The sequence below is a fragment of the Methylovulum sp. genome, from assembly GCF_028687615.1.
GTDB lineage: Bacteria > Pseudomonadota > Gammaproteobacteria > Methylococcales > Methylomonadaceae > Methylovulum.
Window position 1 is genome coordinate 1 of record NZ_JAQTZU010000030.1, and the last position, 23,185, is coordinate 23,185.

At 49.5% G+C, this 23,185-nt stretch carries 25 protein-coding genes; 13 read left to right on the forward strand and 12 right to left on the reverse strand.

Translation table 11 applies throughout. The features are described from left to right. A partial coding sequence (locus tag PHH59_RS14540; RefSeq protein WP_300017708.1) for a helix-turn-helix domain-containing protein occupies positions 1 to 293 on the reverse strand: 293 nt, incomplete at its 3' end. A 150-nt stretch (positions 294 to 443) separates the two neighbouring features. On the opposite strand from PHH59_RS14540, the gene PHH59_RS14545 reads away from it, so the two are divergent. Together PHH59_RS14545 and msrA are read left to right on the forward strand one after the other, a co-directional pair. After that, the gene (locus PHH59_RS14545; protein ID WP_300017711.1) at positions 444 to 1,373 is read left to right on the forward strand and encodes a LysR family transcriptional regulator; all 930 of its coding nucleotides are present in this window, start codon (positions 444 to 446) and stop codon (positions 1,371 to 1,373) included. Positions 1,374 to 1,496: 123 nt separating this feature from the next. After that, the gene (msrA, locus tag PHH59_RS14550; protein ID WP_300017714.1) at positions 1,497 to 2,534 is read left to right on the forward strand and encodes a peptide-methionine (S)-S-oxide reductase MsrA; all 1,038 of its coding nucleotides are present in this window, start codon (positions 1,497 to 1,499) and stop codon (positions 2,532 to 2,534) included. 63 nt (positions 2,535 to 2,597) lie between these two features. On the opposite strand, the gene PHH59_RS14555 is transcribed toward msrA, so the two are convergent. Next, positions 2,598 to 3,605 carry a helix-turn-helix domain-containing protein gene (locus PHH59_RS14555; RefSeq protein WP_300017717.1) on the reverse strand — a complete coding sequence of 336 codons (1,008 nt, stop codon included), beginning with the start codon at positions 3,603 to 3,605 and terminating at the stop codon, positions 2,598 to 2,600. Between the two features lie 170 nt (positions 3,606 to 3,775). Here PHH59_RS14555 and PHH59_RS14560 point away from each other — a divergent pair, with 170 nt between their 5' ends. Next, positions 3,776 to 4,231, forward strand: coding sequence for a hypothetical protein (locus PHH59_RS14560; protein WP_300017720.1), 456 nt, complete (start codon positions 3,776 to 3,778; stop codon positions 4,229 to 4,231). Positions 4,232 to 4,378: 147 nt separating this feature from the next. After that, positions 4,379 to 5,581, forward strand: coding sequence for an NAD-dependent formate dehydrogenase (locus PHH59_RS14565; protein ID WP_300017723.1), 1,203 nt, complete (start codon positions 4,379 to 4,381; stop codon positions 5,579 to 5,581). Between the two features lie 121 nt (positions 5,582 to 5,702). Here PHH59_RS14565 and PHH59_RS14570 read toward each other — a convergent pair whose 3' ends face one another. The 3 genes from PHH59_RS14570 to PHH59_RS14580 all read right to left on the reverse strand — a co-directional run bounded on the left by PHH59_RS14570 (position 5,703) and on the right by PHH59_RS14580 (position 10,392). Continuing rightward, positions 5,703 to 7,244: a NuoM family protein gene (locus PHH59_RS14570; protein ID WP_300017726.1), complete on the reverse strand. Its 1,542-nt coding sequence runs from the start codon at positions 7,242 to 7,244 to the stop codon at positions 5,703 to 5,705. After that, positions 7,237 to 8,796, reverse strand: a complete 1,560-nt coding sequence (locus PHH59_RS14575; RefSeq protein ID WP_300017729.1) for a NuoM family protein — start codon at positions 8,794 to 8,796, stop codon at positions 7,237 to 7,239. The genes PHH59_RS14570 and PHH59_RS14575 overlap by 8 nt, the downstream gene beginning before the upstream one ends. A gap of 90 nt (positions 8,797 to 8,886) precedes the next feature. Next, positions 8,887 to 10,392: a proton-conducting transporter membrane subunit gene (locus tag PHH59_RS14580; protein ID WP_300017732.1), complete on the reverse strand. Its 1,506-nt coding sequence runs from the start codon at positions 10,390 to 10,392 to the stop codon at positions 8,887 to 8,889. Positions 10,393 to 10,563: 171 nt separating this feature from the next. On the opposite strand from PHH59_RS14580, the gene PHH59_RS14585 reads away from it, so the two are divergent. From PHH59_RS14585 to PHH59_RS14605, 5 genes are all read left to right on the forward strand, one after another. Further along, positions 10,564 to 11,070, forward strand: a complete 507-nt coding sequence (locus tag PHH59_RS14585) for a TIGR00645 family protein (protein WP_300017735.1) — start codon at positions 10,564 to 10,566, stop codon at positions 11,068 to 11,070. Positions 11,071 to 11,120: 50 nt separating this feature from the next. Next, a complete protein-coding gene (locus PHH59_RS14590) occupies positions 11,121 to 11,492 on the forward strand; it encodes a lysozyme inhibitor LprI family protein (RefSeq protein ID WP_300017738.1) in 372 nt (123 codons plus the stop codon). Between the two features lie 10 nt (positions 11,493 to 11,502). Next, complete coding sequence (locus PHH59_RS14595) at positions 11,503 to 12,234, forward strand: N-acetylmuramoyl-L-alanine amidase (protein WP_300017741.1); 732 nt, start codon at positions 11,503 to 11,505, stop codon at positions 12,232 to 12,234. Positions 12,235 to 12,310: 76 nt separating this feature from the next. Then, positions 12,311 to 12,559 carry a glutaredoxin family protein gene (locus PHH59_RS14600; protein ID WP_300017744.1) on the forward strand — a complete coding sequence of 83 codons (249 nt, stop codon included), beginning with the start codon at positions 12,311 to 12,313 and terminating at the stop codon, positions 12,557 to 12,559. Then, positions 12,556 to 13,938, forward strand: coding sequence for a class II fumarate hydratase (locus PHH59_RS14605; protein ID WP_300017747.1), 1,383 nt, complete (start codon positions 12,556 to 12,558; stop codon positions 13,936 to 13,938). The genes PHH59_RS14600 and PHH59_RS14605 overlap by 4 nt, the downstream gene beginning before the upstream one ends. A gap of 129 nt (positions 13,939 to 14,067) precedes the next feature. Here PHH59_RS14605 and PHH59_RS14610 read toward each other — a convergent pair whose 3' ends face one another. Together PHH59_RS14610 and PHH59_RS14615 are read right to left on the reverse strand one after the other, a co-directional pair. After that, positions 14,068 to 14,556, reverse strand: a complete 489-nt coding sequence (locus tag PHH59_RS14610; protein WP_300017750.1) for a hypothetical protein — start codon at positions 14,554 to 14,556, stop codon at positions 14,068 to 14,070. Beyond that, positions 14,546 to 14,776, reverse strand: coding sequence for a helix-turn-helix transcriptional regulator (locus PHH59_RS14615; protein ID WP_300017753.1), 231 nt, complete (start codon positions 14,774 to 14,776; stop codon positions 14,546 to 14,548). Before PHH59_RS14615 ends, PHH59_RS14610 begins: the two co-directional genes overlap by 11 nt. A 75-nt stretch (positions 14,777 to 14,851) precedes the next feature. Between PHH59_RS14615 and PHH59_RS14620 the strand changes: the two genes are divergently transcribed. Genes PHH59_RS14620 through asd form a run of 3 tightly spaced genes read left to right on the forward strand, consistent with a single transcriptional unit; the run spans position 14,852 to position 17,198 of the window. Beyond that, positions 14,852 to 15,877 carry a site-specific DNA-methyltransferase gene (locus PHH59_RS14620; protein ID WP_300017756.1) on the forward strand — a complete coding sequence of 342 codons (1,026 nt, stop codon included), beginning with the start codon at positions 14,852 to 14,854 and terminating at the stop codon, positions 15,875 to 15,877. Positions 15,878 to 15,913: 36 nt separating this feature from the next. Further along, positions 15,914 to 16,303, forward strand: coding sequence for a preQ(1) synthase (queF, locus tag PHH59_RS14625; RefSeq protein ID WP_300017759.1), 390 nt, complete (start codon positions 15,914 to 15,916; stop codon positions 16,301 to 16,303). A 13-nt stretch (positions 16,304 to 16,316) separates the two neighbouring features. Further along, positions 16,317 to 17,198 carry an archaetidylserine decarboxylase gene (gene asd / locus PHH59_RS14630; RefSeq protein WP_300017762.1) on the forward strand — a complete coding sequence of 294 codons (882 nt, stop codon included), beginning with the start codon at positions 16,317 to 16,319 and terminating at the stop codon, positions 17,196 to 17,198. A 41-nt stretch (positions 17,199 to 17,239) separates the two neighbouring features. Here asd and PHH59_RS14635 read toward each other — a convergent pair whose 3' ends face one another. Both PHH59_RS14635 and PHH59_RS14640 read right to left on the reverse strand, forming a co-directional pair. Then, positions 17,240 to 18,988, reverse strand: coding sequence for a hypothetical protein (locus PHH59_RS14635; protein ID WP_300017765.1), 1,749 nt, complete (start codon positions 18,986 to 18,988; stop codon positions 17,240 to 17,242). Next, positions 18,985 to 19,692 carry a hypothetical protein gene (locus tag PHH59_RS14640; protein WP_300017768.1) on the reverse strand — a complete coding sequence of 236 codons (708 nt, stop codon included), beginning with the start codon at positions 19,690 to 19,692 and terminating at the stop codon, positions 18,985 to 18,987. The genes PHH59_RS14635 and PHH59_RS14640 overlap by 4 nt, the downstream gene beginning before the upstream one ends. A gap of 99 nt (positions 19,693 to 19,791) precedes the next feature. Here PHH59_RS14640 and PHH59_RS14645 point away from each other — a divergent pair, with 99 nt between their 5' ends. Beyond that, positions 19,792 to 21,057: a TIGR03862 family flavoprotein gene (locus PHH59_RS14645; RefSeq protein WP_300017771.1), complete on the forward strand. Its 1,266-nt coding sequence runs from the start codon at positions 19,792 to 19,794 to the stop codon at positions 21,055 to 21,057. 140 nt (positions 21,058 to 21,197) lie between these two features. Here PHH59_RS14645 and PHH59_RS14650 read toward each other — a convergent pair whose 3' ends face one another. The 3 genes from PHH59_RS14650 to PHH59_RS14660 form a co-directional block, all read right to left on the reverse strand. Further along, positions 21,198 to 21,824 carry an HAD family phosphatase gene (locus tag PHH59_RS14650; protein WP_300017774.1) on the reverse strand — a complete coding sequence of 209 codons (627 nt, stop codon included), beginning with the start codon at positions 21,822 to 21,824 and terminating at the stop codon, positions 21,198 to 21,200. Between the two features lie 113 nt (positions 21,825 to 21,937). Further along, entirely contained in the window at positions 21,938 to 22,432 is a 495-nt protein-coding gene (locus tag PHH59_RS14655) for a hypothetical protein (RefSeq protein ID WP_366145476.1), read from the reverse strand. Positions 22,433 to 22,586: 154 nt separating this feature from the next. Then, the gene (locus tag PHH59_RS14660) at positions 22,587 to 23,180 is read right to left on the reverse strand and encodes a lytic transglycosylase domain-containing protein (RefSeq protein WP_300017780.1); all 594 of its coding nucleotides are present in this window, start codon (positions 23,178 to 23,180) and stop codon (positions 22,587 to 22,589) included. Between the last annotated feature and the right edge of the window lie 5 nt (positions 23,181 to 23,185).

Here is a 23,185-nt window from a genome sequence, read left to right on the forward strand (position 1 = left end):
AGTTTGCGTTTGGCGCCACTGCGCGAGGATTCTATGATGCCATCCAGCCCTTGGGCGCTAAATCGTTGTACCCAACCATGGACAGTGGTCTCGTGAACACGTAAAGCCTTTGCAACATCGCTAATGCTCAATCCATCTTTGAGGTGAGCCATGCCTAGGAATCTAACGCGTGTACGAGCATGGGCTTCGTTCTTTGCAAGCAGATGAAAGTCATGTGCCTGGGAGCGATAAGGGGAATTGTTTTGGGCGTGAGATGGCGGCCTCCTTTCTTTAGTCTTTACTTTAAAGCTCAAGTATAATCCTATGCTTTAAATATGAAAACTTGTTGGGATTGGTATTACCTCGCCCCGCCTTAAGTTGGCAGCCATAAGTGTTGACCTGTCATTTTTCCCTTTATTTGCTTTGGCAACCCAAACCGTCAACCTTGCAAGCCACCACCGCGCATGTTTATACGTCAAATTCATTATCTGCTCGCGCTCGCAAAAATGGGCCATTTCGGACGCGCGGCTGAAGCCTGCCATGTTTCCCAGCCTGCTTTGTCCACCGCGATACAGCATCTTGAAGAAGAACTGGGGATCATCATTATTCAGCGTGGGCAACGTTTTCAGGGTTTTACCGAAGAAGGCGAACGGGTGCTGCAATGGGCGAGGATGTTAGCCCAAAATTGGGAAGGGATGCGGCAAGCGGCGGCGCAGTATAGCCAACAACTGACCGGCGTGTTGCGGATAGGTGCGATACCGACCACGCTGCCGGTTACGCCGTTATTGACGCAACCCTGCCAGGCTGAATATCCCGGCATTGCCATCAAATTGGTTTCGCTCTCCGCCGAAGAGCTTATCCGGCAACTTGACCGTTTTGAGCTGGATTTGGGTTTGACCTATTTGGATGATCCTAGGCTAAAAGGCTTCAAGACCTTGCCGTTATATCTCGAACGCTATGTGTTACTGGCTCGTAACCCTGATCTTCGATTGCTAAAAAGTGATTTGGGGTGGGGTGATGTCGCAGGATTTCCCTTGTGTTTATTGACCCAAAATATGCAAAACCGCCGCTTGATTGATGCCGCTTTCCGGGAAGCCAGTGTCAACCCCAATGTCATATTGGAAACTGACTCCATTTTTGCCTTATATGCCCATGTCCGCAGTGCCGGCCTTTACAGCGTGATGCCGCATAGTTTGTTAAGCCAGTTTGAAATTCATCAAGAAGTCACCGCCCTACCGTTAAACCCTGAGTTGTCAAGGGAAGTGGGGCTGATCGTCCGCCGTCAGGATATGCTGTCACCTATCCAGGATGCTGCATGGAACATAGCCCAACGTTTGGGTTTACAACATAGGTTCGACTCTCTGATTGCCGCTGGCTATAAAACCAGTCGGTAAAACGCTGAGGTTGGATAACGTAACTTTAGTTGCGGCAATGGCAAATACGGATATAAAGTTTGTAACTGAAAATGTCCAATCTAAGCTGGTTTTTATAGGCGGTTTCATTTCAAAGCAGGATATATGAATAGATGGCATCGTGCGTTTTGGTCTTTATTCACCCTCGGCATTTTAGTGATTGCCGCAGCGGTGTTGCCCAACGCGGCATTATTGGCTGGCAAAAATGCAAATTCTTCGTTAAATAAAGCGGCGGCGGGGCCTGGTACGCCCTATATCGTCTTGGGCATGGGCTGTTTTTGGGGTGCGGAAAAACGTATGCAGGCTTTGGCGGGCGTAGTGGATGTCGAGGCGGGTTACGCAGGTGGCGATATAGCCAATCCCCGCTATGAAACGCTCCATGACACCGAAGCGGCTATACACAAAGGCCAAGCCATAAAAAACCATGCCGAAGCGGTTAAAGTCTATTTCGACCCGCAACAAACCACGCTTGAACGGGTACTGATCCAATTTTGGCAAAGCCACAACCCCACCCAAGGCAACCGTCAAGGTAATGACAAAGGCAGCAATTACCGTAGCGCCGTGTTTTACCGGACGGATGAGGAACGCCAACTGGCTGAAAAAACCCGCGCCATTTATCAAACTAACTTAACTGCGGCGGGCATCGCCGAGCCTATCACTACGGAAATTGCCCCGCTAAAAAATTATACTGCCGCCGAAGATTACCATCAGGATTATTTGGAAAAAAATCCGCTGGGTTATTGTGGCTTGGGCGGGACTGGCGTGGCGTATACCGACCCTGCCAGCGGCATCAATCCCCACACCCCGTTGACGGGAAAAAACGCCGCCACCGGATCGAATTGGCAAAACAGCCAGATGAGCACCACAGAACAATTGATCGCTTTTGAATCGGTCGACTGCGGCTATTGCCGATTATTCGACAAAGAAGTGTTGTCGGTCTGGAAAAACCCTATCCCCATTGTCGCCACCCATGCAAGCACACCGCCAAACGGCTGGACGCTGACCCAGCCCTTATTTGCCACGCCAACGATTGTGTTGTTTAGAAATAAGCAGGAAGTGGCCCGCTATACGGGCTATCAAGGGGTGGCGGCATTTTGGCAATGGTTGGGTGGTGCGGCATCAGGCAATCAATTGGGAGGGTAAATACCACCAGCGTGCCGCTTTGACAATCAGGTTTGCAGGCATTCTGGCATAAGGGCCTGCCGATCATTCCCGTTTCTGGGCTTCCCGGCACTCTGTCGGTGAGCAACCAAAGAGAAACCGAAATCCCCGGCTAAAGTGCGACAAATCGTTAAACCCCCAGCGGAAGGCTATATCGGAGATACGCCGTCCGGCATGGGCATCACTTTGTATGTCTTGTCGGCAACGTTCCAATCTGCGCCGCCAGACATATCGCATCAATGAGGTATCTTCATTGTGAAACAGCAAATTGATGTAGCGGGGTGACAAGCCCGTTCCGGCACTGACCTTGGAAGGGTTTAAGGCAGGGTCGGACAAGTGGTTTTCTACGAATGCCTTAACCCTATGAAGGGCGATGGAACGGCTTTTGGATAAATTGAAATTTGTCGGCCGCACCGTTGCCAGTGCCAGTGTCAACAAGTCCAGCGCGTGTTCGGATAGCGTGGAAAACTCCTGCGCGTTGAGTTCCCCGGCTTGATCCGCACAGGAGCGGATAAAATTCGCCGCGACCGACCCTATGCCCAGATGTCCCGGAATATGCAGTGCCGTACAGTGTTCAATGCCAGAAACCCGCTCCTTAAGTATTGGGCGAGGGATGGACACCAACAGCTTTGAAAAGGGCTGCGGACAACGGATGAGATGCGGTAGCGTGGCGTCGTACAAAGTCATGTCGCCGGGTTTTAAAAAAACTTCCCGGCCATTTTGTAGCAAGCAGTAGTTCCCAGATAAATGGATGGCGGCAAAATAAGCATCCTGGCTGATTAAATCCGGCTCGCGCGGCAAACGTTGCAGCGTGATTTCATTGGAGCGGATGACGGACAGACGTAATTTGTCCCAAGCGTAAATGAGCATCTCGTTAAACACGCCGGTCCGGGGCGGCGTTATTTCAACATTGGCGTATTCTCGGCCTATCACTTCCCGCAACCACTCTAACCTTTCGTGCGCCGCAAAATCATCGGTTGAGTATTTGACTACCCGTGCCGGCGGTATCGACTCTGTTATTGAACCGTGCAAGATTTTAGTGTCAACCTTCATTCTTCTCCCCCCAAGCTTAATAATCCTACGGCAGGCAATATAACACTACGCAGGTCAAACTGCCGTCCCGGTCAAGAAGTTGTTCCGTCCCGGAAGAGAGAAATCAGCCTATTCATTGTTATAGTGAGCACTACCAATTATGAACCGTTTGAATCCAATAGGAGGCAAGAATGAATCAAGATTCCAATATGCTGTTGCTCAGGGGCGCGGCCCTGTGGCTATTGATGGCTTTGTGCCTGGCCTGGTGCCTGGTTTTTTTAAAATTTGACCTAGCGTTCATCAAACTGGTTTTTCCGGGCAAATTTACCCGCGTGCTTCAGGCGCATCTGGATTTTTTATTGATGGCCGCCTTGCTGTTCGGATTTTATGCCGCCAAAGTGCCGCTGCCACCCCCTGTGCGCTGGTGCATGGTGGTCGGGGCCTTCACTAATTCCAGCTTGTTCATGTTGCAAGCGATGTTTCCGGTGTTGGATAGCCCGGCTCCGCCTGAAGGATTTTATCTGACCTTATTTCGTCTGTACTTGATGGCAAGCTTGCTTACTACCAGCTATGGCTTCGGGTGCGGAGCGGTTATTGTTTTATTGTCGACATTCAGAGGCTTACCGGATGAGAGGGAGGTACATTGATAGCCGCGAGCTATCAATCCATACCTGCAAACGATTGGACGCACAACCGTATCGGCGCAGACAATAGCGTCACCCGGCCGGGATACATTTGGGCATACCGCAAAAGGGACTGTCCAACCATCCAATCAAAATTCAGGTGATAATAAAATGGCTAAAATTGTTTGTGTGCTTTACGACGACCCTATCGACGGTTACCCCACTGCTTATGCGCGTGATGATTTGCCGCAACCGGAACGTTACCCCGACGGGCAAACGCTGCCTACCCCCAACGCCATTGACTTCAAACCCGGCGCATTGCTGGGCAGCGTGTCCGGCGAGTTGGGTTTACGCCAGTATTTGGAAGCCAACGGCCACCAACTGGTGGTGACATCCAGCAAAGACGGTGCCGACAGCGTCCTTGACCAAGAACTGCATGACGCTGAAATCGTCATTTCCCAACCGTTCTGGCCTGCTTATATGACCGCCGAACGGATCGCCAAAGCCAAAAACCTCAAAATGATCGTGACGGCGGGCATCGGCTCCGACCATACCGATTTGCAGGCGGCGATGGAACGCGGCATCACCGTGGCCGAAGTCACCTATTGCAACAGCAACAGCGTCGCCGAACATGTGGTGATGATGACGTTGGCGTTGGTGCGCAATTACCTCCCGTCTTACCACTGGGTCATCAAAGGCGGCTGGAATATTGCCGACTGTGTGGCGCGATCTTATGATTTGGAAGCGATGGCTGTCGGCACGGTCGCCGCCGGACGTATCGGCTTGCGGGTGTTGCGCCTACTTAAACCGTTCGACGTGAAGCTGCATTATCTGGACCGCCACCGTTTGCCGGCAGCGGTCGAGCAGGAACTCAACCTGACTTACCATGCCAGTTTGGAAAGCCTGACCAAAGTCTGTGATGTCGTGACCTTGAACTGTCCGTTGCATCCTGAAACCGAGCACATGATTAACGAAGAAAGTTTGAAAAACTTCAAACGCGGCGCTTATTTGATCAACACGGCGCGCGGCAAGTTGTGTGACCGTGATGCGATAGTCAACGCGCTGGCAAGCGGGCAATTGGCGGGTTATGCGGGTGATGTCTGGTTCCCGCAACCCGCGCCGAACGACCATCCGTGGCGCACCATGCCCAACCACGGCATGACCCCGCATATCTCCGGCACTAGCCTGTCGGCACAAACCCGTTATGCGGCGGGTACGCGTGAAATTCTGGAATGCTATTTTGAAGGCCGCCCCATCCGCGATGAATACTTGATCGTCCAAGGCGGGCAGTTAGCCGGTGTCGGTGCGCATTCCTACAGCAAGGGCAATGCCACGGGCGGATCAGAAGAAGCGGCTAGATTCAAGAAGGATTGATGACTGTCGCGTTATCTGAATCGGGGATGCCGGTGTGGAGGGTGGTTTTACGATAAAGCGTGGGATGGGGATGTGGGGCGAGTCCCTGCGTTCAGGAGGCTAAAATCAATCTTGGTTTTAATCACGGCGCCCCCGTCCAGCTTGCCAGCTCATCCCCTTCCATGCCGGGTTGGTCGAGCAAGCGCGTCAGCCAAACTTCGGCGGCTTTTTGGTTGATGCCTAGCAAACAGTTTGGGAATAGCCCGCCGAATAGCATCAACAACAAGGGCAGGCATAACAATATCAGTTCCCGTGGGCGCAAGTCTTGATTTGCACAGCGGTTTGCCCTTGTACTTGCGCCTAGAAAGGCGCGGCGGGAAAACGCCAATAAACAGGCGGTACTGAGCACGGCCCCCGTGAGCGCGGTGATGCCCAAACTGGGATGCGCCTGCAAGGCCCCCAAGACCAGCAACAATTCGGCGGGGAACACATTGCCGCCAGGAATCCCAATGCTCGCCAGCATGAACAGAAAATAAAACCCCGTCAGTTTCGGCATGGCCTGGGCAAGACCGCCCAGATGATGCAAATCCGTGCTGCCCAAGCGGTGTTGGATAAATCCCGCGACCAGCATCAGCACCGCCATGATCAACGTGAAATTCAGCAACTGCAAAATTGCGCCCTGGATACCCTGCATGTTTAACGAGGCGATGCCGATAATCACCAAACCGGCATGGCTGACACTGGCGAACGCCAGCAACCGCCGCAAATTGCTTTGTTGCAGCGACAATAACGCGCCGTAGATCAACGTGATTGCGCCGATGATACCCAATAGCCAGTCATATTCAACCGCCGCCGACGGGGTTAAGGTCATTGCGTAGCGCAAAATTCCGTAAATCCCCAGTTTCAGCCCTATCAACAAGGCGGTGACGGGCGCCGGCCCGGCCATCGCCACTTGCGGCAACCAGGTGTGCAAGGGCACTAACGGGGCTTTGGTGGCGAAACCAATCAACAACAAAACAAAAACAATGCCTTGTAAGTGGTCAGGCAGTTGGGTTTCGAGCAACACGGGAAAGCTGAATGACAAATCTAGCGGTAAATGGCCGTTGATTTGCATGGCATGGTTGACCGCCAGGATGATGATTGCAAACAGCAAGGGCAAGCTGCCAAAGATGCTGACCAAGATGGCTTTGCTGGCGGCGTTGCGGCGCAAGGCCGGCAAGCCCCAAACACCGGTCAGGAAGAACAGCGGTGGCAAGGTCAGTTGCCAGAAGCAAAAAAACAACACCATGTCCAAAGCCGAAAACACGCCCAGGCTGGCGGCTTCAAGGCATAACAGCAAGCTGAAATACAAGCGGCTGTGGGTGGGGGAACGCCATGACGCCACGATGGACATCAGGGTAAGTATGGCGGTGAGTGGTAAAAACAAAACCGAAATGCCATCGACACCAAGCAGGTATTCGACATGTAAGCTCGGTATCCACGCATGATGTTCGATAAATTGCAAACCGCCATCATCGGGATTGAAGCTGTAAACCAGCCACAAACTGGCGGCTAAACCCAGGCTTGCCGCCGCCACGGCGATGGTTTTGACTAATTTGATGTTGGCACAAAAACCTATAGCCACTGCCCCGGCTATCGGCAGCAATATCATCAGGCTGAGAATGGGAAAATGGGCGTTACTCATGGGGCGGCTCCAAAACAGGCGCATTATCGACGGGTTGCGATTGGTGCATGGGAAAATCCGGGATTAGCACAGCGACTTCACGGCTGACATAATTCAGCCAGGGCGTCGTGTAAAAACCACTGGTGATCAGCAATATCGCCAACACCACCGTGATGAAACGTTCTTTAGGCGCAGGTTGGGGGACGCGGCTGTAAGGTTGGGTATGGCGTTTGCTGTTGGCGATGAACATTTGCTGGAACGCCCGCAACAAAATCGCCGCCGCCACGACATTGCCCAGTAACACGGCGATTGCCAGCACCCAGCCGTATTCTTCGATTATCCCTTGTATCAATAAATGGGCCGAATCAAAACTCGGCGTTCCGGGCATGATCATCGTGCTGAACGCGGACAATAAAAACAGCAGGCCGATGGTGGTGTGTTTGTCGATCAAACCGCCCAAACGCGGCATAAACGCGGTGCGGGTGCGTTGGTAGATGAGTCCGGTGCTGAAGAACATGCCCGCCGTCGCCAAACCATAAGCAATCGCCAATAGCAAACTGCCTTGCAAGCCAAAGGCGTTAAAACAAAACACGCCGATAATCAGCATACCGCTGTGGCTGACGGCGACAAAGGCGAGCAAACGCCGGACATTGATTTGCATCATCGCTTGCAAGGCGCCGTACACCACGCTGACCAAGCCCAAGGTCAACGCAAACCCCGCCCATTGTTCGGCAACGCCAGGGAGAATCGGCAAAATAAAACGCATCAGCGCGTACAGCCCCAATTTTAAACCGACCACAAATACGCCGGCGGTGGCGACCGTGCCTTGTTCAGTGAGCATCGGCAGCCAGCCATGAAAGGGGAACAGCGGCATACGGATCGCAAAGCCGAAAAACAGCAGGATAAAAATCAGGATTTCATCATGCAGATAGGCGTTGTTGGCTTTTAACGTGAGCCAGTCGAAGGTCAAATCATGGTCTGAACCGACCAAACCAAACGCCAGGAACAAAAATCCCGCCAGGATCATCAGCAAGCTGCTGCCCCAGTATTGCAGCAACAGCGTCACGACCCAGCGGCGGTTTTGACCGGTACCCGCCCGTATCGTCAATATGATCAGCGGAAAAAACTCCAGCGCACACCACAGCCAGAATTGCATCAAATTCAGGGCCGCAAAAGCGCCGGTCAAAATCGTTTCGTAAGCCAGCAAACTGGCGACAAAGGCTTTATTGTTGACATGGCGGGTGATGATGGTGTAGACCAAGGTCAGAAACGCCAACACGGCGGTGAGCGGGATGAACAGGATATTCATGCCATCCACACCGACACTGTAACTGAGCCAGCCGACCCTGACGCTTTCCAATAATTGCACACCGGTTTGATGGGTGTCGAACACCGTTAGCAGATAAACGCCCAACAAGACATTCACCGAGGTTCCGGCAAAACCCAAACGCAACGCGGCTTGCGGTGAGCGCGACAACAAAATGGCGATCATCGCCAATAAGGGTGTCAGCGTCAGCGTGGTCAGCACGGGAAAAGCGGCGGTTTGTGACCATAAGATAGTGGGGGTGGTCATGGTTGCTGCGCCAATGGTTGGAGCATAAACCCCGGCTTGCACTCCAGGGTTTGCGGTTTGAAGAAGATCGTTTTTTGACGGCTTGGCATGTCAAAAAGCCACCAAAAAAGTAATGCAAACAAACAACACTAAATAACGCGGCCTTAAGATCAACAGCTCAAATTGGTTGATGATATAGCCTATTTGCCGCAGGTAAGTGGATGTTTGTTTGCTGGAATGGCGCAAAACCAAACGCTCTTCAAACCAATGCAACAAAGCCGACAGCCATTCGGTCAGTTTGCCCGCCAAACCGCTGCTTTGGGCGATTGGCATGGTGACCGCCGGATGGGATTCCTCGGCAAAGGCCGGTATTGGCAAGATGCCCGTCGAGGGCAAGCCAATCATTTGGTCGATAATGCGGTCATCGACATAACTTAAATCCTGCGCCAAGCCGCGCACGGGTTTTACCAAGGCCCAATCCGTGATTTGCTCCAACCAAAAATGTTGCAGTGACAACAAATACCAGCGCACCCCAACCACGCGTTGTGGCGGTGTGCTGCCTAGACGGGCGTCCGTTTCGGTCAGACGCTGCAAACAGGCCACAATCACATTCGCGCCTAAATGCCAGCTTGCCAGAGTCCATAAGCCGAACGCGCATTCCACAAACATCAGGCCGACTTGCGCTAACGCCGCAAATAGCCACGCGCTGTACTGCGTCGTTTGGGTTTTGCCGACGATAAAGCCGTATAGAGTGGTGGCAAATCCCACCAAACCCAGCACCGCCCGTGCAAACGGAGACTGCATGAACAAGGCATCCAGCGACACGATCAAAAACACGCCGACATGGATCATGATTAAACTGACAGGCACGGGTTCATCCAACGTCCTGCCCAACCAAGGTGTAAATGGCAGTTGCGCCGCTTTGGCGAACGCCGCCCACGCAAAACACAGGCTAATGCCCGTCGCTTGTCCAATGGACAGTTCAGGGGCCGAAGCCTGCAATTGCGCCCAATTGACGCTGTCCGTCCAGGCGTAACACAGGCTGATGCCAAGCAGGAAGCCGATGTTGCCAAGGCGTTGTGTAAGCAAAACCCGCGTGGCGTTTTCCGTAGCTTGTGGGCGTTGATAAGCTTGTGCGACCAGAAAATACCCGCCCGTTTCGGCGAGTAGCCAGCCAAATAAAGTGCCGACCATGTTGGCGGACAAAACCAACAGCATCAATGCGGCGGTAAACAAACACAAGCCAGCGCAGAAACGGTGCAATCCACCCGTTTGCCGCAAAGCCGGGATGCTAAAGCGGCTGATGACCGCCAGCAGCAACGCCCACAATGCCGCGAGCCAGACCGTGAGTCCGTTGGTGGTGAAATTGATGCGGATAACCAGGCTATCGCTGCTCAACCATTGCCCGGTGCTGAAATAACCGTGGTTTTTACCCAGCAAATCCCCGCCCAACAAGGCCATCGCCATCAGGCAAGATAATGTCAGCGACCCTGTGGCAATGTCAGTAGTAAGATTTTCATGCCGACCATTAGGCAGAACGCCAAACAACAGCCCGCCAACGATAACAACAGCCGCCAGCATCGGCAATAACGGGATTAACATGACCAGCGCGTCCATAAGATTTCTTCAAGATTTCTTCGTTGTTAGAAAAATACAGGATACAAATGAAATACCAGAACTGTGAAATTTCGTCTACCGTTTCAACTTGTATTGTCTGGGCGTCATTTTAACGGTTTCCCGGCGCATAATTGCTATAATATCGGCAAAAAATTGACGGGTTTTATGCAAATGTCGCTACCACAGCAAACAGAACGTTTTATGGAAAGGGTAATGTACGCCAGCCGCTGGATTTTGGCACCGATTTACGCGGGTATGAGCTTTATCTTGTTGGCCTTGTTTGTAAAATTCTTTGAAGAACTTTACCATTTCCTGCCGCATATTTTGGAAATCAGCGAGACCGATTTTATCCTGACCTTGTTGACATTGATTGATTTGACGCTGGTTGGCAGCCTGATTGTGTTGATTATGTTCAGCGGTTATGAAAACTTCGTATCGCGCCTGGATATTGAAGAGACCACGGAAAAGCTGGAATGGCTAGGTACGCATGATTATGCGTCGATGAAAATCAAAGTGGCGAGCTCGATTGTGGCGATTTCGTCCATCCATTTGCTGAAAATATTCATGAACATCAACGCCACCGAAAATGACAAATTGCTGTGGTATGTGGTCATCCACCTGACCTTGGTCATTTCGGCCTTGCTTATGGGGTATCTGGATAAAATCACCAAACATTGATGTTGCACTTCCCCCCTCTATCCGCACTTAAACGATCAGGTTTATTGATTATGAAGAAAATTATTTTTATGGTTTTGCTGGGTTTATCCTCATTGGCACAGGCTAATTCTGCATGCGACACCCCAAAAAACGATTTTGATGGCTTGTATTGCCTGGATAAAGTGTATCTGGAAGCCGATAAAGAACTGAACAATGCCTATAAAAAACTAAAGGGCCAATTGGACAACCAAGGCCAAGAAGCCTTGAAAACAGGGCAATTGGTTTGGATGGAAAACCGTAACAACGAATGTTCCCGTCACGAAGCCAATGGTTTTTTTGTCAATCTCGATTGCGCCACCAAAACCACGGTTGAACGGTTGCGTTTCCTGCAAGACCGCGCCCGTGAATGCGCCAGTTCAGGTTGCCAAAATAGCAAGCTGTAAGCTAACCCAGATGGAAAAACTGGCGTACCGTTTATGTGCCGCGCTGGCCTTGGCGGTTTTCCCGCCATCTTCGGGCATAGCAAAAAGTTTGGCAATTGATGTGGGGCATTCCATCGCCCATTCGGGTGCGGTCAGTGCCTATGGCAAACCGGAGTTTGCATTCAATGCCGCATTGGCAAATAGCATTGCCGGGCACTTGTCGGGGCAGGGCACAAAAATAATCAAGATTGGTTTTGATGGCATGATGAATGATTTGCCTAAACGGACACCGCTTGCCAATGCCGCAAATGCCGATTTTTTCTTATCCATACATCACGATTCCGCCCAAGCCCAATACTTCAAACCTTGGCAATGGCAGGGCCAAACTTTACAACAGACCGATCATGCCTCTGGATTTTCTTTGTTTGTCTCAAGAAAAAATCCGCAGTTAGCAAGTAGCTTAAACTGTGCGTCGGCCTTGGGTAGGGCTTTAAAACAAGACGGCTTCCATCCTTCCCGCCATCATGCCGAAGCGATAACAGGGGAAGGCAAAGAATGGGCGGATCAAGCCAATGGCGTGTTTTATTACGATAATTTGGTGGTGCTAAAAACAGCGGCAATGCCCGCCGTGTTGTTGGAAGCGGCGGTGATTGCCAACCGCCTAGATGAAGAAACCGTCCGTCAACCTGAAACACGCCAGCGCATTGCCGCCGCCGTTGCCAAAGGCTTGGCAAACTGCGGCGTGATACGCGCCGCAAAATAACCGCGTATTGCTGAAACCAGGATGAAACCAGGATGAAACCAGGATGAAACCAGGATGAAACCAGGATGAAACCATAATGACAGTGTCCAAAAAACTCTTGCTGTTAGGAACTGCCGGTTGCCATTTATGCGAAGAGGCCGAAGCGATCATCGCCACTTTGTCGCCAGATGCCGTCAGCGTTGAGCGGGTGGACATCGCCGAAGCCGAACACTGGCAAGCCCGTTACGCGATCCGTATCCCCGTTTTGTACCATCCCGAAACCACATCCGAATTATGCTGGCCTTTCGGCCAGGCTGAACTCCATCAATTTATCGAGGCATTATGACTGACTACCGTTTAGAAAAAGACAGCATGGGCGAATTGCAAGTCCCTGCCAACGCGCTGTATGCCGCGCAAACCCAACGTGCCGTGGATAATTTCCCCGTCAGTGGCTTGACTATGCCATCGGCATTTATCAAAACGGTTGCGCTGGTTAAAAAAACCGCCGCCCAGGTTTTGTGTGATTTAGGCGAGTTGGATGCCGAGTTGGCCGGTGCGATTATCGCCGCCGCGCAGCAAGTCATGGATGGCCTGCATCAAGATCAATTTCCGGTGGATGTCTTCCAAACCGGTTCCGGTACCAGCACCAACATGAATGTCAACGAAGTGCTGGCGACGCTGGCGACCCAAATCGCCGGCAAACCTGTCAGTGCCAATGACCATGTCAACATGGGGCAAAGCAGCAATGACGTGATCCCGACCGCGATACACGTCAGTGCCGCGCTGGAGTGCAGCCGGTCATTATTGCCCAGTTTGGCGCACCTTGCCGACAGCATTGAGCTTAAGGCGGCGTCCTTAAACCACGTCACCAAAACCGGACGCACGCATTTGATGGATGCCATGCCCGTGCGCATGAGCCAGGAGCTGGGCGGTTGGGCCTTGCAAATCCGCAATGCCATTGCCCGTGTGGAATGCACCTTGCCGCGCGTTTACAAACTGGCGCAAGGCGGTACGGCGGTGGGTACGGGCATTAACGCCGATGCGCGGTTTGCCGTTCAGTTTGCCGACACCTTGAGCGCGGAAACAGGTTTGCCGTTCACGCCGAACGAATCATTTTTTGAAAGCCTCAGCAGCCAAGACGCCATCGTCGAATTGTCCGGTCAATTGAAAACCACCGCCGTCAGCCTGATGAAAATCGCCAACGATTTGCGCTGGATGAACTCCGGCCCATTGGCAGGTTTGGGCGAAATCGAATTGCCCGCCTTGCAACCCGGCAGCAGCATCATGCCCGGCAAAGTCAACCCGGTCATCCCCGAAGCCACCGCGATGGTCGCCGCGCAAGTCATCGGCAACGATGCCACCATCACCATCGCCGGACAATCCGGCAGCTTCCAGCTCAACGTCATGCTCCCCGTGATCGCCTTCAACATCCTGCAAAGCATCGAATTGTTAAGCAACGTCAGCCGCTTATTGGCCGACAAAGCCATCGCAGGCTTCACGGTACGCCAAGACAACCTGCAACACGCCCTAGCCAGAAACCCGATTTTAGTCACCGCCCTAAACCCCATCATCGGCTACGCCAAAGCCGCCGAAGTCGCCAAAGCCGCCTACAAACAAGGCCGCCCGATTATTGAAGTGGCTTCGGAAATGACGGAATTAAGTGTGGAGGAATTGACTAAACTGCTTGATCCGGTGCATTTGACTGAGGGGGGGATTAATGAATAGCAGGATGGACTGACGGAAGGAAGCCCATCATGGAAACTAGCGAGATTGCTGTCCCTTCTTAAAAGTTCGCAATGCTTTCTTTGATGGTACTAATTTACGCAATGAGTTAAAAACCGTTTCGTAAATTAGTTATGCCATGTAAATCACTTTCCCGTTTTCCAAAACATAGTTAAGCGGGATTTTGGGGTTGTTTATGTCTTTACCCTCATCATTGTGCCATTTTGTTTCCCATCTGGAATAATACGGCTCTAAGTCATTTGGGGTAAGTTGATGGATGGATAACAACTTTATGCCTTCATAAACGGCAAAAATCCAGTCAACTTGCCGATACTTCCCAATAATGACGGGATTCATGTGGTGGTGAGTGGAAAAACTTTTTGTCAGCAACGTATTGACTGACTTTAACTCGTATTCATTTCCTTGGGCATCTTTTGCATCATTGCCTTCCCTGCCTGGCAAGACTTTCAGCCCAGTTAGCAGCAGAACTTGCAGTAATTTGCCGCCATTATCTTGAAAAATATCATTTATCCCGTGTTTATTTGCCAATTCTTGGAGTTTTAACACATGAGGGTAGATTTCATTGAACAGTTTGATGTCTGGATGGTTTTTACTCATCATTTAGCAATTCCTTGACATTAATTTTCATGGCACTTGCTAAACGTTCCATATTGTCAATGGAAATATTTCTTTCGCCTCGCTCGACTGAACCTACATAAGTCCTATGTAATCCAGCCGCATCAGCAAGTTCTTCCTGGGACAGCCGATTTCTGTTACGAAATTCCTTGAGATTTCGAGCAAAAATCATTCTGGCGTTATGAGTGGTATTGTTTGTCTGCATTGCGTTATAATTCCTTAAATGATGACTATACGTCTACAGACTATAAGTAGCACTCGGCGCACCTGCAGAAACTAAATGAAACATATACCTAAACTCTCTTCGTCACCCGCATATACCACTGATTGGGGTAGCGCATACTGTGGTGATTCGCTAGATTTGCTGTCCCAGTTCCCTGATAACAGTATTAACCTGGTCATGACAAGCCCGCCCTTCGCCTTATTACGAAAGAAAGAATATGGGAATAAAGAACAGCATGAATACATAGAATGGCTATCAGAATTTGCAAAAATCGTACTAAAAAAATTGACGTTAGATGGCAGCTTTGTCCTTGATCTTGGCGGTGCTTACCAAAAAGGCGTTCCCTCTAGAAGCCTTTATAACTTCCGAATTCCTATTCATTTTTGCGATGATTTAGGGTTTTATTTGTCTGAAGATTTTTATTGGTTCAACCCATCTAAGCTACCCAGTCCGATTGAATGGGTCAATAAACGAAAAATTAGGGCTAAAGATTCAGTCAATACCGTGTGGTGGTTTAGCAGGTCAGAATTTCCTAAAGCTGATGTCACCAATGTGCTAACTGAATACAGCGACAGGATGAAAAAATTACTTGAAGACCCTGATAAATTCTATGACCCTAAAAAAAGGCCATCAGGGCACGACATTGGAAAAGGTTTTGGAAAAAATAATCAGGGAGCGATCCCTTCTAATTTGTTGCAAATTCCAAATTCAGAATCAAACGGAATTTACATGACGGGATGCAAGGAAATTGGCATAAAAAGCCATCCAGCCAGATTTCCGGCGAAGCTGCCAGAATTCTTTATCAAGTTTCTAACTGATCCTGAAGACATTGTTGTTGATATATTTTCAGGCTCAAATACAACGGGATTTGTGGCCGAGATAGAGCGGAGAAACTGGTTTTCAATTGATATGGAAATCGAGTATGTGGCGGCATCTGCGTTCAGGTTTCTTGACAAAGGATGCAGTGCAGATGAGTTGTTTGAAGTTTACAATTTGATAAAAAAAGGATGTTCTGTCGACATAACAAAATATAAAAAGCAAATGTGCTTGTTCAGAGAAGAGCAAGCTGGATATGCCGCATAATAAGATCAACATTAACCATCATTAACTTAATCAAAAATGACCACCCAACCCAGCAAAGACCTAGAAACCTTCTCTAACCCACAACCCGGACGCGATTTCACTATCCGTATCGACATTCCTGAATTCACTTGCCTGTGCCCAAAAACCGGACAGCCGGATTTTGCGAAAATCCAAATCGAATATGTACCAGCCGATGTTTGCGTGGAGTTAAAAGCACTTAAGCTGTATATGTGGACGTTCCGCGAGCGCGGCGCATTCCATGAGGCGGTGACTAACGAGATTTTGAATGACATCGTGGCGGTGACCCAGCCGAATTTCATGCGTATCCGTGCTGAATTCAACGTGCGCGGAGGCATTTACACCACCGTGGTGGTCGAACACCGTAATCCGGCGTGGCAAGCCCCCGCTTTGGTCAACTTGCCGTAAGCACAGGATAGACATGACGCTAAAAGAAGCCCTGTGCGTGTTGCCGCAATATGCTTTGCCGCAACATAGCTTGTCCGTGCTGATGAGCAAGCTCACCCATTGTGAAAACTCTGCCGTCAAAAACTTGTTTATCCAGCAGATTATCAAGCATTACGGCGTGAATATGGATGAAGCCTTACAACAAGACATCCAGCAATTTAAAAGCTTTAACGATTTTTTCACCCGCGAATTGAAACCGGGTGTAAGGCCGTTGACGACCGAGCGCAACGCGATTGCTTGCCCCGCCGACGGTGCGGTCAGCCAAGCGGGCGCGATCAGCGATGGCACGATTTTTCAGGCCAAAGGCAAAAGCTTCACCGCGCAAGAATTGCTGGGCGGCAGTGCCGAACGTGCCGCGCCGTTCCAAAATGGGATGTTCACGACCATTTATTTGTCGCCCAAAGATTACCACCGCCTGCACATGCCCTTGACCGGAACGCTCAAGGAAATGGTGCATGTCCCAGGCCGTCTGTTCAGCGTCAATACCATCACCACCAACAACGTGCCGGGGTTGTTCGCCCGCAACGAGCGCGTTTGCTGTCTGTTCGATACCGAAATCGGCACTATGGCCTTGGTGTTGGTCGGGGCGATTTTTGTTTCCAGCATTGAAACGGTTTGGCATGGCGTGGTCACGCCGCCGACCATTGAGAAAGTCCGCAGTTGGGATTACACCGACAATGCGCCAACGCTAAACATCGGCGAGGAAATGGGCCGATTCAATATGGGTTCCACCATTATCGTGCTGTTTGGCAAGGATAAAATGCAGTGGGATAGCGGGTTTATCGCAGATAAAAAGGTTATGTTGGGTGAGAAAATAGGTGGCCATAAAATAATTGGGACAAGTCAGGCTGGGTAAATTTTCCCCAGCCTAATCTTTGTTGATGGATTAAATCTCCTTTAACTTTCAAACCCATAATAAACGAAGCAGCCTATTAAACTGGCCGCCACCAATGCCCAAAATACCCGGATGTATGTTTTTTTCATCAACACATTTTGCATCTCTGATAATTCAAGGTGGCGTCCCTGTTTGATTGCCGGGTATAGCCATTCTTCAATGTCTTCTTTTTTGTACGTTTTCATTATCTGCCTAATGCTCAGCACCATTTTTCCAAGCAAAACTAGATCGTCCCGATAGAGAATGTGCTCTTTTGGACAAATGATAGGCTTACCAAAACCACGGAAAACAATGGCATACTTATCGCTGAAGCCAATTTTTCTGCGAAACTGTAGGGCAATCAAAATAATGCCGAAAATTGCCGCAATCACCAACAAATAATGCTTTTGGAAAAAAGTCCATAAAAAATCAAGTATTGGCACTTTTATGAAATAAAGGATGACAGCAAGTACAGCCAACATCAGAAATTCAACCAATCCCAAAATGGCCCAAAACATTTTGAATCTAAAACTAAAACGCATCCAATGCACATCCATGCCATGCCAGTGTTTAGGAATCATGGCGGCACTTTTGGCATTGATGGCGGCTTCCCTTTCCACACGGGATTTTGCCATTGCCGCTTCAACAGGGGATAACTTTTTACCTCGTTGTTGCTGTAAAGCGTAAGCAAAGCCTCCTACCAATCCAAACGCGAACAGTGAAGTGAACGCCAAATCCAAATATTGAAACACCGTTTTTTTGTTTTTTAATTCAGTCAAAACCGTCTGGAAAACGATTGGCTGAAAATCAGGCAACACTGTACCTTCAAGATTAAAGCGATAAATCCTGCCTAAACTAAAATCACTGACCAGCACGGTTTGCCCCAATTGCAATAAAGCGTAGGGGTCGGCATGTTCAGGAAGTATCAGCCGCTTGATGAAATGGTTTTTTTGATCAAAAACATAAATCCCACCATGCTCCATATTGTCGTTAGCGTTGCGTATCCAGTATTGGTTGCCGATGATGGCAAAACTAGACGGCCAAATATCACCACTTTGGCGATAAGGATGTGCCTTGGTGAAGATGTTTTCTGGATACATAACCAATTGCCCGCCCATAACCGTGAGGGAAGTCAGGACATGATGGTTGGTATCGGCCACATAAAGCTTATGGTCTTGGAAATGAATTTGATTGGGAAAATAAAACCGATCTTGTGCATCCAGTTCCTTACCCGAAGCAGAAAACATACGCACCGTATGCCGATTGGTGTCAGCCACAAATACGTGGTCAGTTTGCCAATCAATACTCAGCGTAAACGCATCCATCAAATTTAACGGCGGGTCAGAAAATGGCCGGCATTGGTAGCGGGTGACATTGCAGCGGAACAATCCCGTCATAACATCATGGCTGTTTTTATCCTGCAAATTGGTAAAACGGAAATATCGTTGCAAATTGTAGATAAAACCACCGTCCGTTAGCTGGCGGCGCAACAGCAAATCGCCATTGGCGAAAAAGGCAAAATCAGTGGCGGCTTCACCGCTAGCAATCCCCAAACGCGCCAAGTCTATCGTTTGGGTTGCTTCTGCTTTGTCATTAAAACCAAACAGTTGGTTATCAAGCAGAATATAAGCGGTTCCGTCAGGATGTTTGTGCATTTGGGAAAAAGTCAAAATCTCAAGAGCCGCCCCCCGGCACCAAAATTTCCCCCATAACAAACCGCCAAAAAACAGCAATATCATCAAGGCGGTCAGCGGTTTGATGTTTGGGTTCATTGGTTACGCTCCACAGACAAGGCAAGAGCCGAAAAAAAATCTTTCCAATAGGGAAAAAAAGTAAAAATAATATCAATGGCAATATCGTAAATAGCGACCAACGTGAGCAATAAGCCAAGCAGAAATAAAAACATGGCCTTACCCTTTTCCAACGGAAGTTTTTCAGCTTGGTATTGGTTTTGATAATTTTCGCAAAAACGTTGCAAAAATATTTTGTCTATCGTTTTTTCCACAGCAAAACGCATTTCCTTGTCAGTCAATTCTATGGCTATCTCTATCCCTTGATCTGGCAACTTAATTTGGGCGACACTTTCTTGATAGTTTAGCCCCATGTTCTTGAGTGTTTTATACAAAACAGGCAAGGCGCATTGTTTTGGAATGCCAACTAAGGCAAGGCTGATTGGAATGAGCTTGGCGTAATACATTGATGACCGAATCAATAATCCTAGGCTTAAAAGCACCATAAAAATTACGACAGAAAACATCCACGAGACTGAAATGATGCCAAAATACGGTGAGCCGTATTCTTTGATAACGGGTATTAAGTTGAAAGCGAAATGCTTGATTGACCCTAAATAGAAAAGACCCATTGCAAATCTTTTTAATTGATCGGCTTTTATTGCAGGTTTGTTCTCTGACAAGATGGGTGCGCAGGGATGCAGGAGCAAGATGCCGAACAGCAAAATCAGTATTTCCAATAACATATTTTGTTTCCTCAACTTACAATAATCGGCAAAAACATTTACGGTACGATGATTGCCAAATGGCTGTCAGGTAAGAATAGTTTAATTTGGATAAAAAACGTGGATAACAGGACAAAAAAAACGTATGGCAAGCGTGTCGCCATCATCGGCGGCGGCCCGGCCGGATTAATGGCGGCGGAAGTGTTAAGCCGTGCGGATGTGCGGGTGGATGTGTACGATGCCATGCCCAGTGTCGGGCGAAAATTCTTGATGGCAGGGAAAGGCGGCATGAACATCACCCATTCCGAACCGTTCCCGTTGTTTTTGTCCCGCTATGGCGGCCATGCTTCTGACCTTGGGCCGATGCTTGAGGCATTTTCACCGGCAGCTTTGCGCGGGTGGCTGCAAAATCTGGGTATAGACACATTTGTGGGTTCGTCAGGGCGGGTGTTCCCTACCGATATGAAAGCTGCGCCTTTATTGCGGGCCTGGCTGAGGCTGTTACGCGAAGCGGGCGTGGTTTTCCATACCCGGCATTGTTGGACGGGATGGGTGGGTGACAACACGGACGGCTTGATTTTCCAATCCCCGCAAGGCGAACAAGAAATCAAGGCCGACGCTGTGGTGTTCGCCTTGGGCGGGGCCAGTTGGCCCCAATTAGGCTCGACTGGCAATTGGATGCCGATATTTCATGGGCGGGGAATTCCGGTACGCACTTTGCAACCGTCAAATTGCGGGTTTGAAGCCGCTTGGAGTGAAAATTTTAAAAGCCGCTATGCCGGCCAGCCCGTCAAAACCGTGGCAATTTCGTTTACCGATGCTAAAGGCCAAGCATTCAGCCACAAAGGCGAATTTGTCATTACCGAAACAGGCGTGGAAGGCGGCTTGGTTTACAGCTTGTCCGCCCTTTTGCGTACATCCATTGCCAGCACAGGCAAGGCTTTGGTTTACGTGGACTTGCTCCCCGATAAGGGGTTGGCCTGGCTAGCCCAACGGTTAAGCCGGATTCGCGGCAAAGAGTCCATGTCCAATTATCTCCGTAAAAGTGTTGGCATAGACGGAGTGAAAGCCGCTTTATTGCGGGAGCTGTTGCCGATGGCTGATTTTGATAACCCTGAAAAATTGGCGCTTGCCATTAAATCGTTGCCCATTACCTTGTTGGCGGCTCGTCCCATAGAGGAAGCGATCAGTAGCGCGGGCGGCGTGCCTTTTAGCGCACTCGACGAAGGCTTGATGCTAAGGTCGAACCCTGGGCTATTTTGTGCGGGGGAGATGTTGGATTGGGAAGCCCCGACAGGCGGGTATTTGTTGACCGCCTGTTTTGCCAGTGGACGCAGGGCGGGTGAGGGTGTTATTGATTGGTTTAAAGGCCAATCAGAGGGTTAATCTATACTCTGGGCGGTCAAGCTTTCGGTTTTTGGAGCGCGGTCATCTTGACCGCAACTGGCGGGCAGGATGCCTTTATGCCCCAGAGGGTACGCTCCCCCCCCACTAAAAACCGAAAATTTGACCGTTTGAAGTATGTATCAGTCAAGAATAGTATCTAATAAGCTTTTAAATTCTTCACCCTTGGGCAAATGCAAGGCATGGATTCCTACCGTTTGTGCGGCCTGTACATGAATCAGCGTGTCATCAATAAATACTGTTTCTTCAGGCTTCAGGCCATTTTCTTGCAAGACGAATTCAAATATTTCCGGGTCGGGTTTGCGCAGGTTTATTTCACAAGAATAGTAAATTTTGTGGAAGAACGGTTGCAGGTTTGCCACGGAGTGGGTGTCGGATAGGTTTTTTTCAAACACGCGGATATGCGTTTCATTGGTGTTGCTCAGCAAAAAGGTGGAGTAACGTTGCTTGTAGTCGGTCAATTGTTCTAAACGGTGGCCCGGAAAATCCAGCAACATGGCATTCCAGGCGCGTTCCAGTTCTGCTATGGGGTGTGCTAATTTGAATTGTGCTTTGATGCTGCTAAAAAAAACGTCTTCTGAAATCAGACCCTTATCAAATTGGTCGAACAACGGTGTCTGTGCCAGTTGGCTAAACACATTGCCAAATCCGGCGACACCCAATTTTTCAAATTCGCTGACAGTTCGTGGAATATCAAGGTTAATGACCACGCCGCCCAAGTCAAAGATGATGTTTTTGATAGTTGCCATAAATTACGGATAGCTTAGGTGGTTAACGTTAGGCAAGGACGCGCTGCCTACAAAGCCAGGAAAAAGAAAAAAATCTAAACCACGCTACGGATTGCAACATCATGATAAGTGAGTTATTTGACATGTTTGCCCTTTAACTTGTAAATGCCTGTAGATGTGGCCGCGTACATCCAGCAACCATATTCCAAAATGCTGACTTTGTAGTCCGCAAAACTGAAAATAATTCCGCAGTCCTCATTTTCGTTATAACTGGCGGTATTTCCAACAAGCAATGCCTCGCCTTCAACTTGGTTGCTTTTTGGGGAAGAAAGCTTGTTTTTGTCATAAGGGCCGGTTACGAAAAGGTCAAACTTTATCTTATTGCCAGGAAGTTGCTGGACTAAAATCTCGCCACGACTGCTTTCATAACTACCGCTAAAATCAGCGTGGTGTTTCAGGCTAGACAGTATGGTTGTCTTGAGGATAGCAAGACGCCCATAGTATGCGTTTTTTAAACAGGCAAGATCTAGGCATTGATTTCTAGTCTCCGCAAGCCACTTTTTTTGGCTGTCTTTTATAGGTTGGGGATGGGTCGAAATACCAGTGGCCTGTAGGTAATACTGTGACAATAAATAGTCTAGGACGGAAAGATGGCTGTCCGCACAGATAGATTTTTCGATTGTTGTTGCCGCTTTTTTGCATTCAAAGCCTGCCGAGTGGGCATTGGCGATTAGCGATAGCAAAGCACAGGCAACAACAATCCGCAACATGCTGGCTGGTCACTTAGCGGTTATACAAGGCCAAAACCTGCCGGACATAATTTTGGGTTTCGGGATACGGCGGGATGGAGTTGTTGTACTTGATGACGGCGTTTTCACCGGCATTGTAGGCGGCGACGGCGAGGTCGATGTTAGGTTCAAACATCGCGATGAGGTGTTTTAAATAGCGGGTTCCGCCATCGACGTTTTGGTTGGGGTCGGTGCTGTCCATCACGCCAAAACGTTGTGCGGTCGCAGGCATGAGCTGCATCAGGCCAACCGCGCCTTTCGGCGAAACGGCACCGGAGTTGTAGGCCGACTCGGTTTGGATCACGGCGTGGACGAGTTTGGCGTCGACTTGATGTTTGGCGGCGGTTTGTGCAATCAGCTCGGCAAAGCGCATTTTGTTGGCTGATGAATACCGCCCTATCCGTGGGCTGGTGTTGCTGAAATAATTGGTGTGCCGTATGGCTTTTGATTTGATGATCCGTTTATATAAACCGTTTTTGGGTTCATCGGTGTAATAAGTGCGTCCGTCGCTATCGACATATTTATAAATATCAGCGGTCGCCTCTTGGGTGAGGCTTAAGATCAATACAATAAACAGTGTTCTCGGCATAGTGG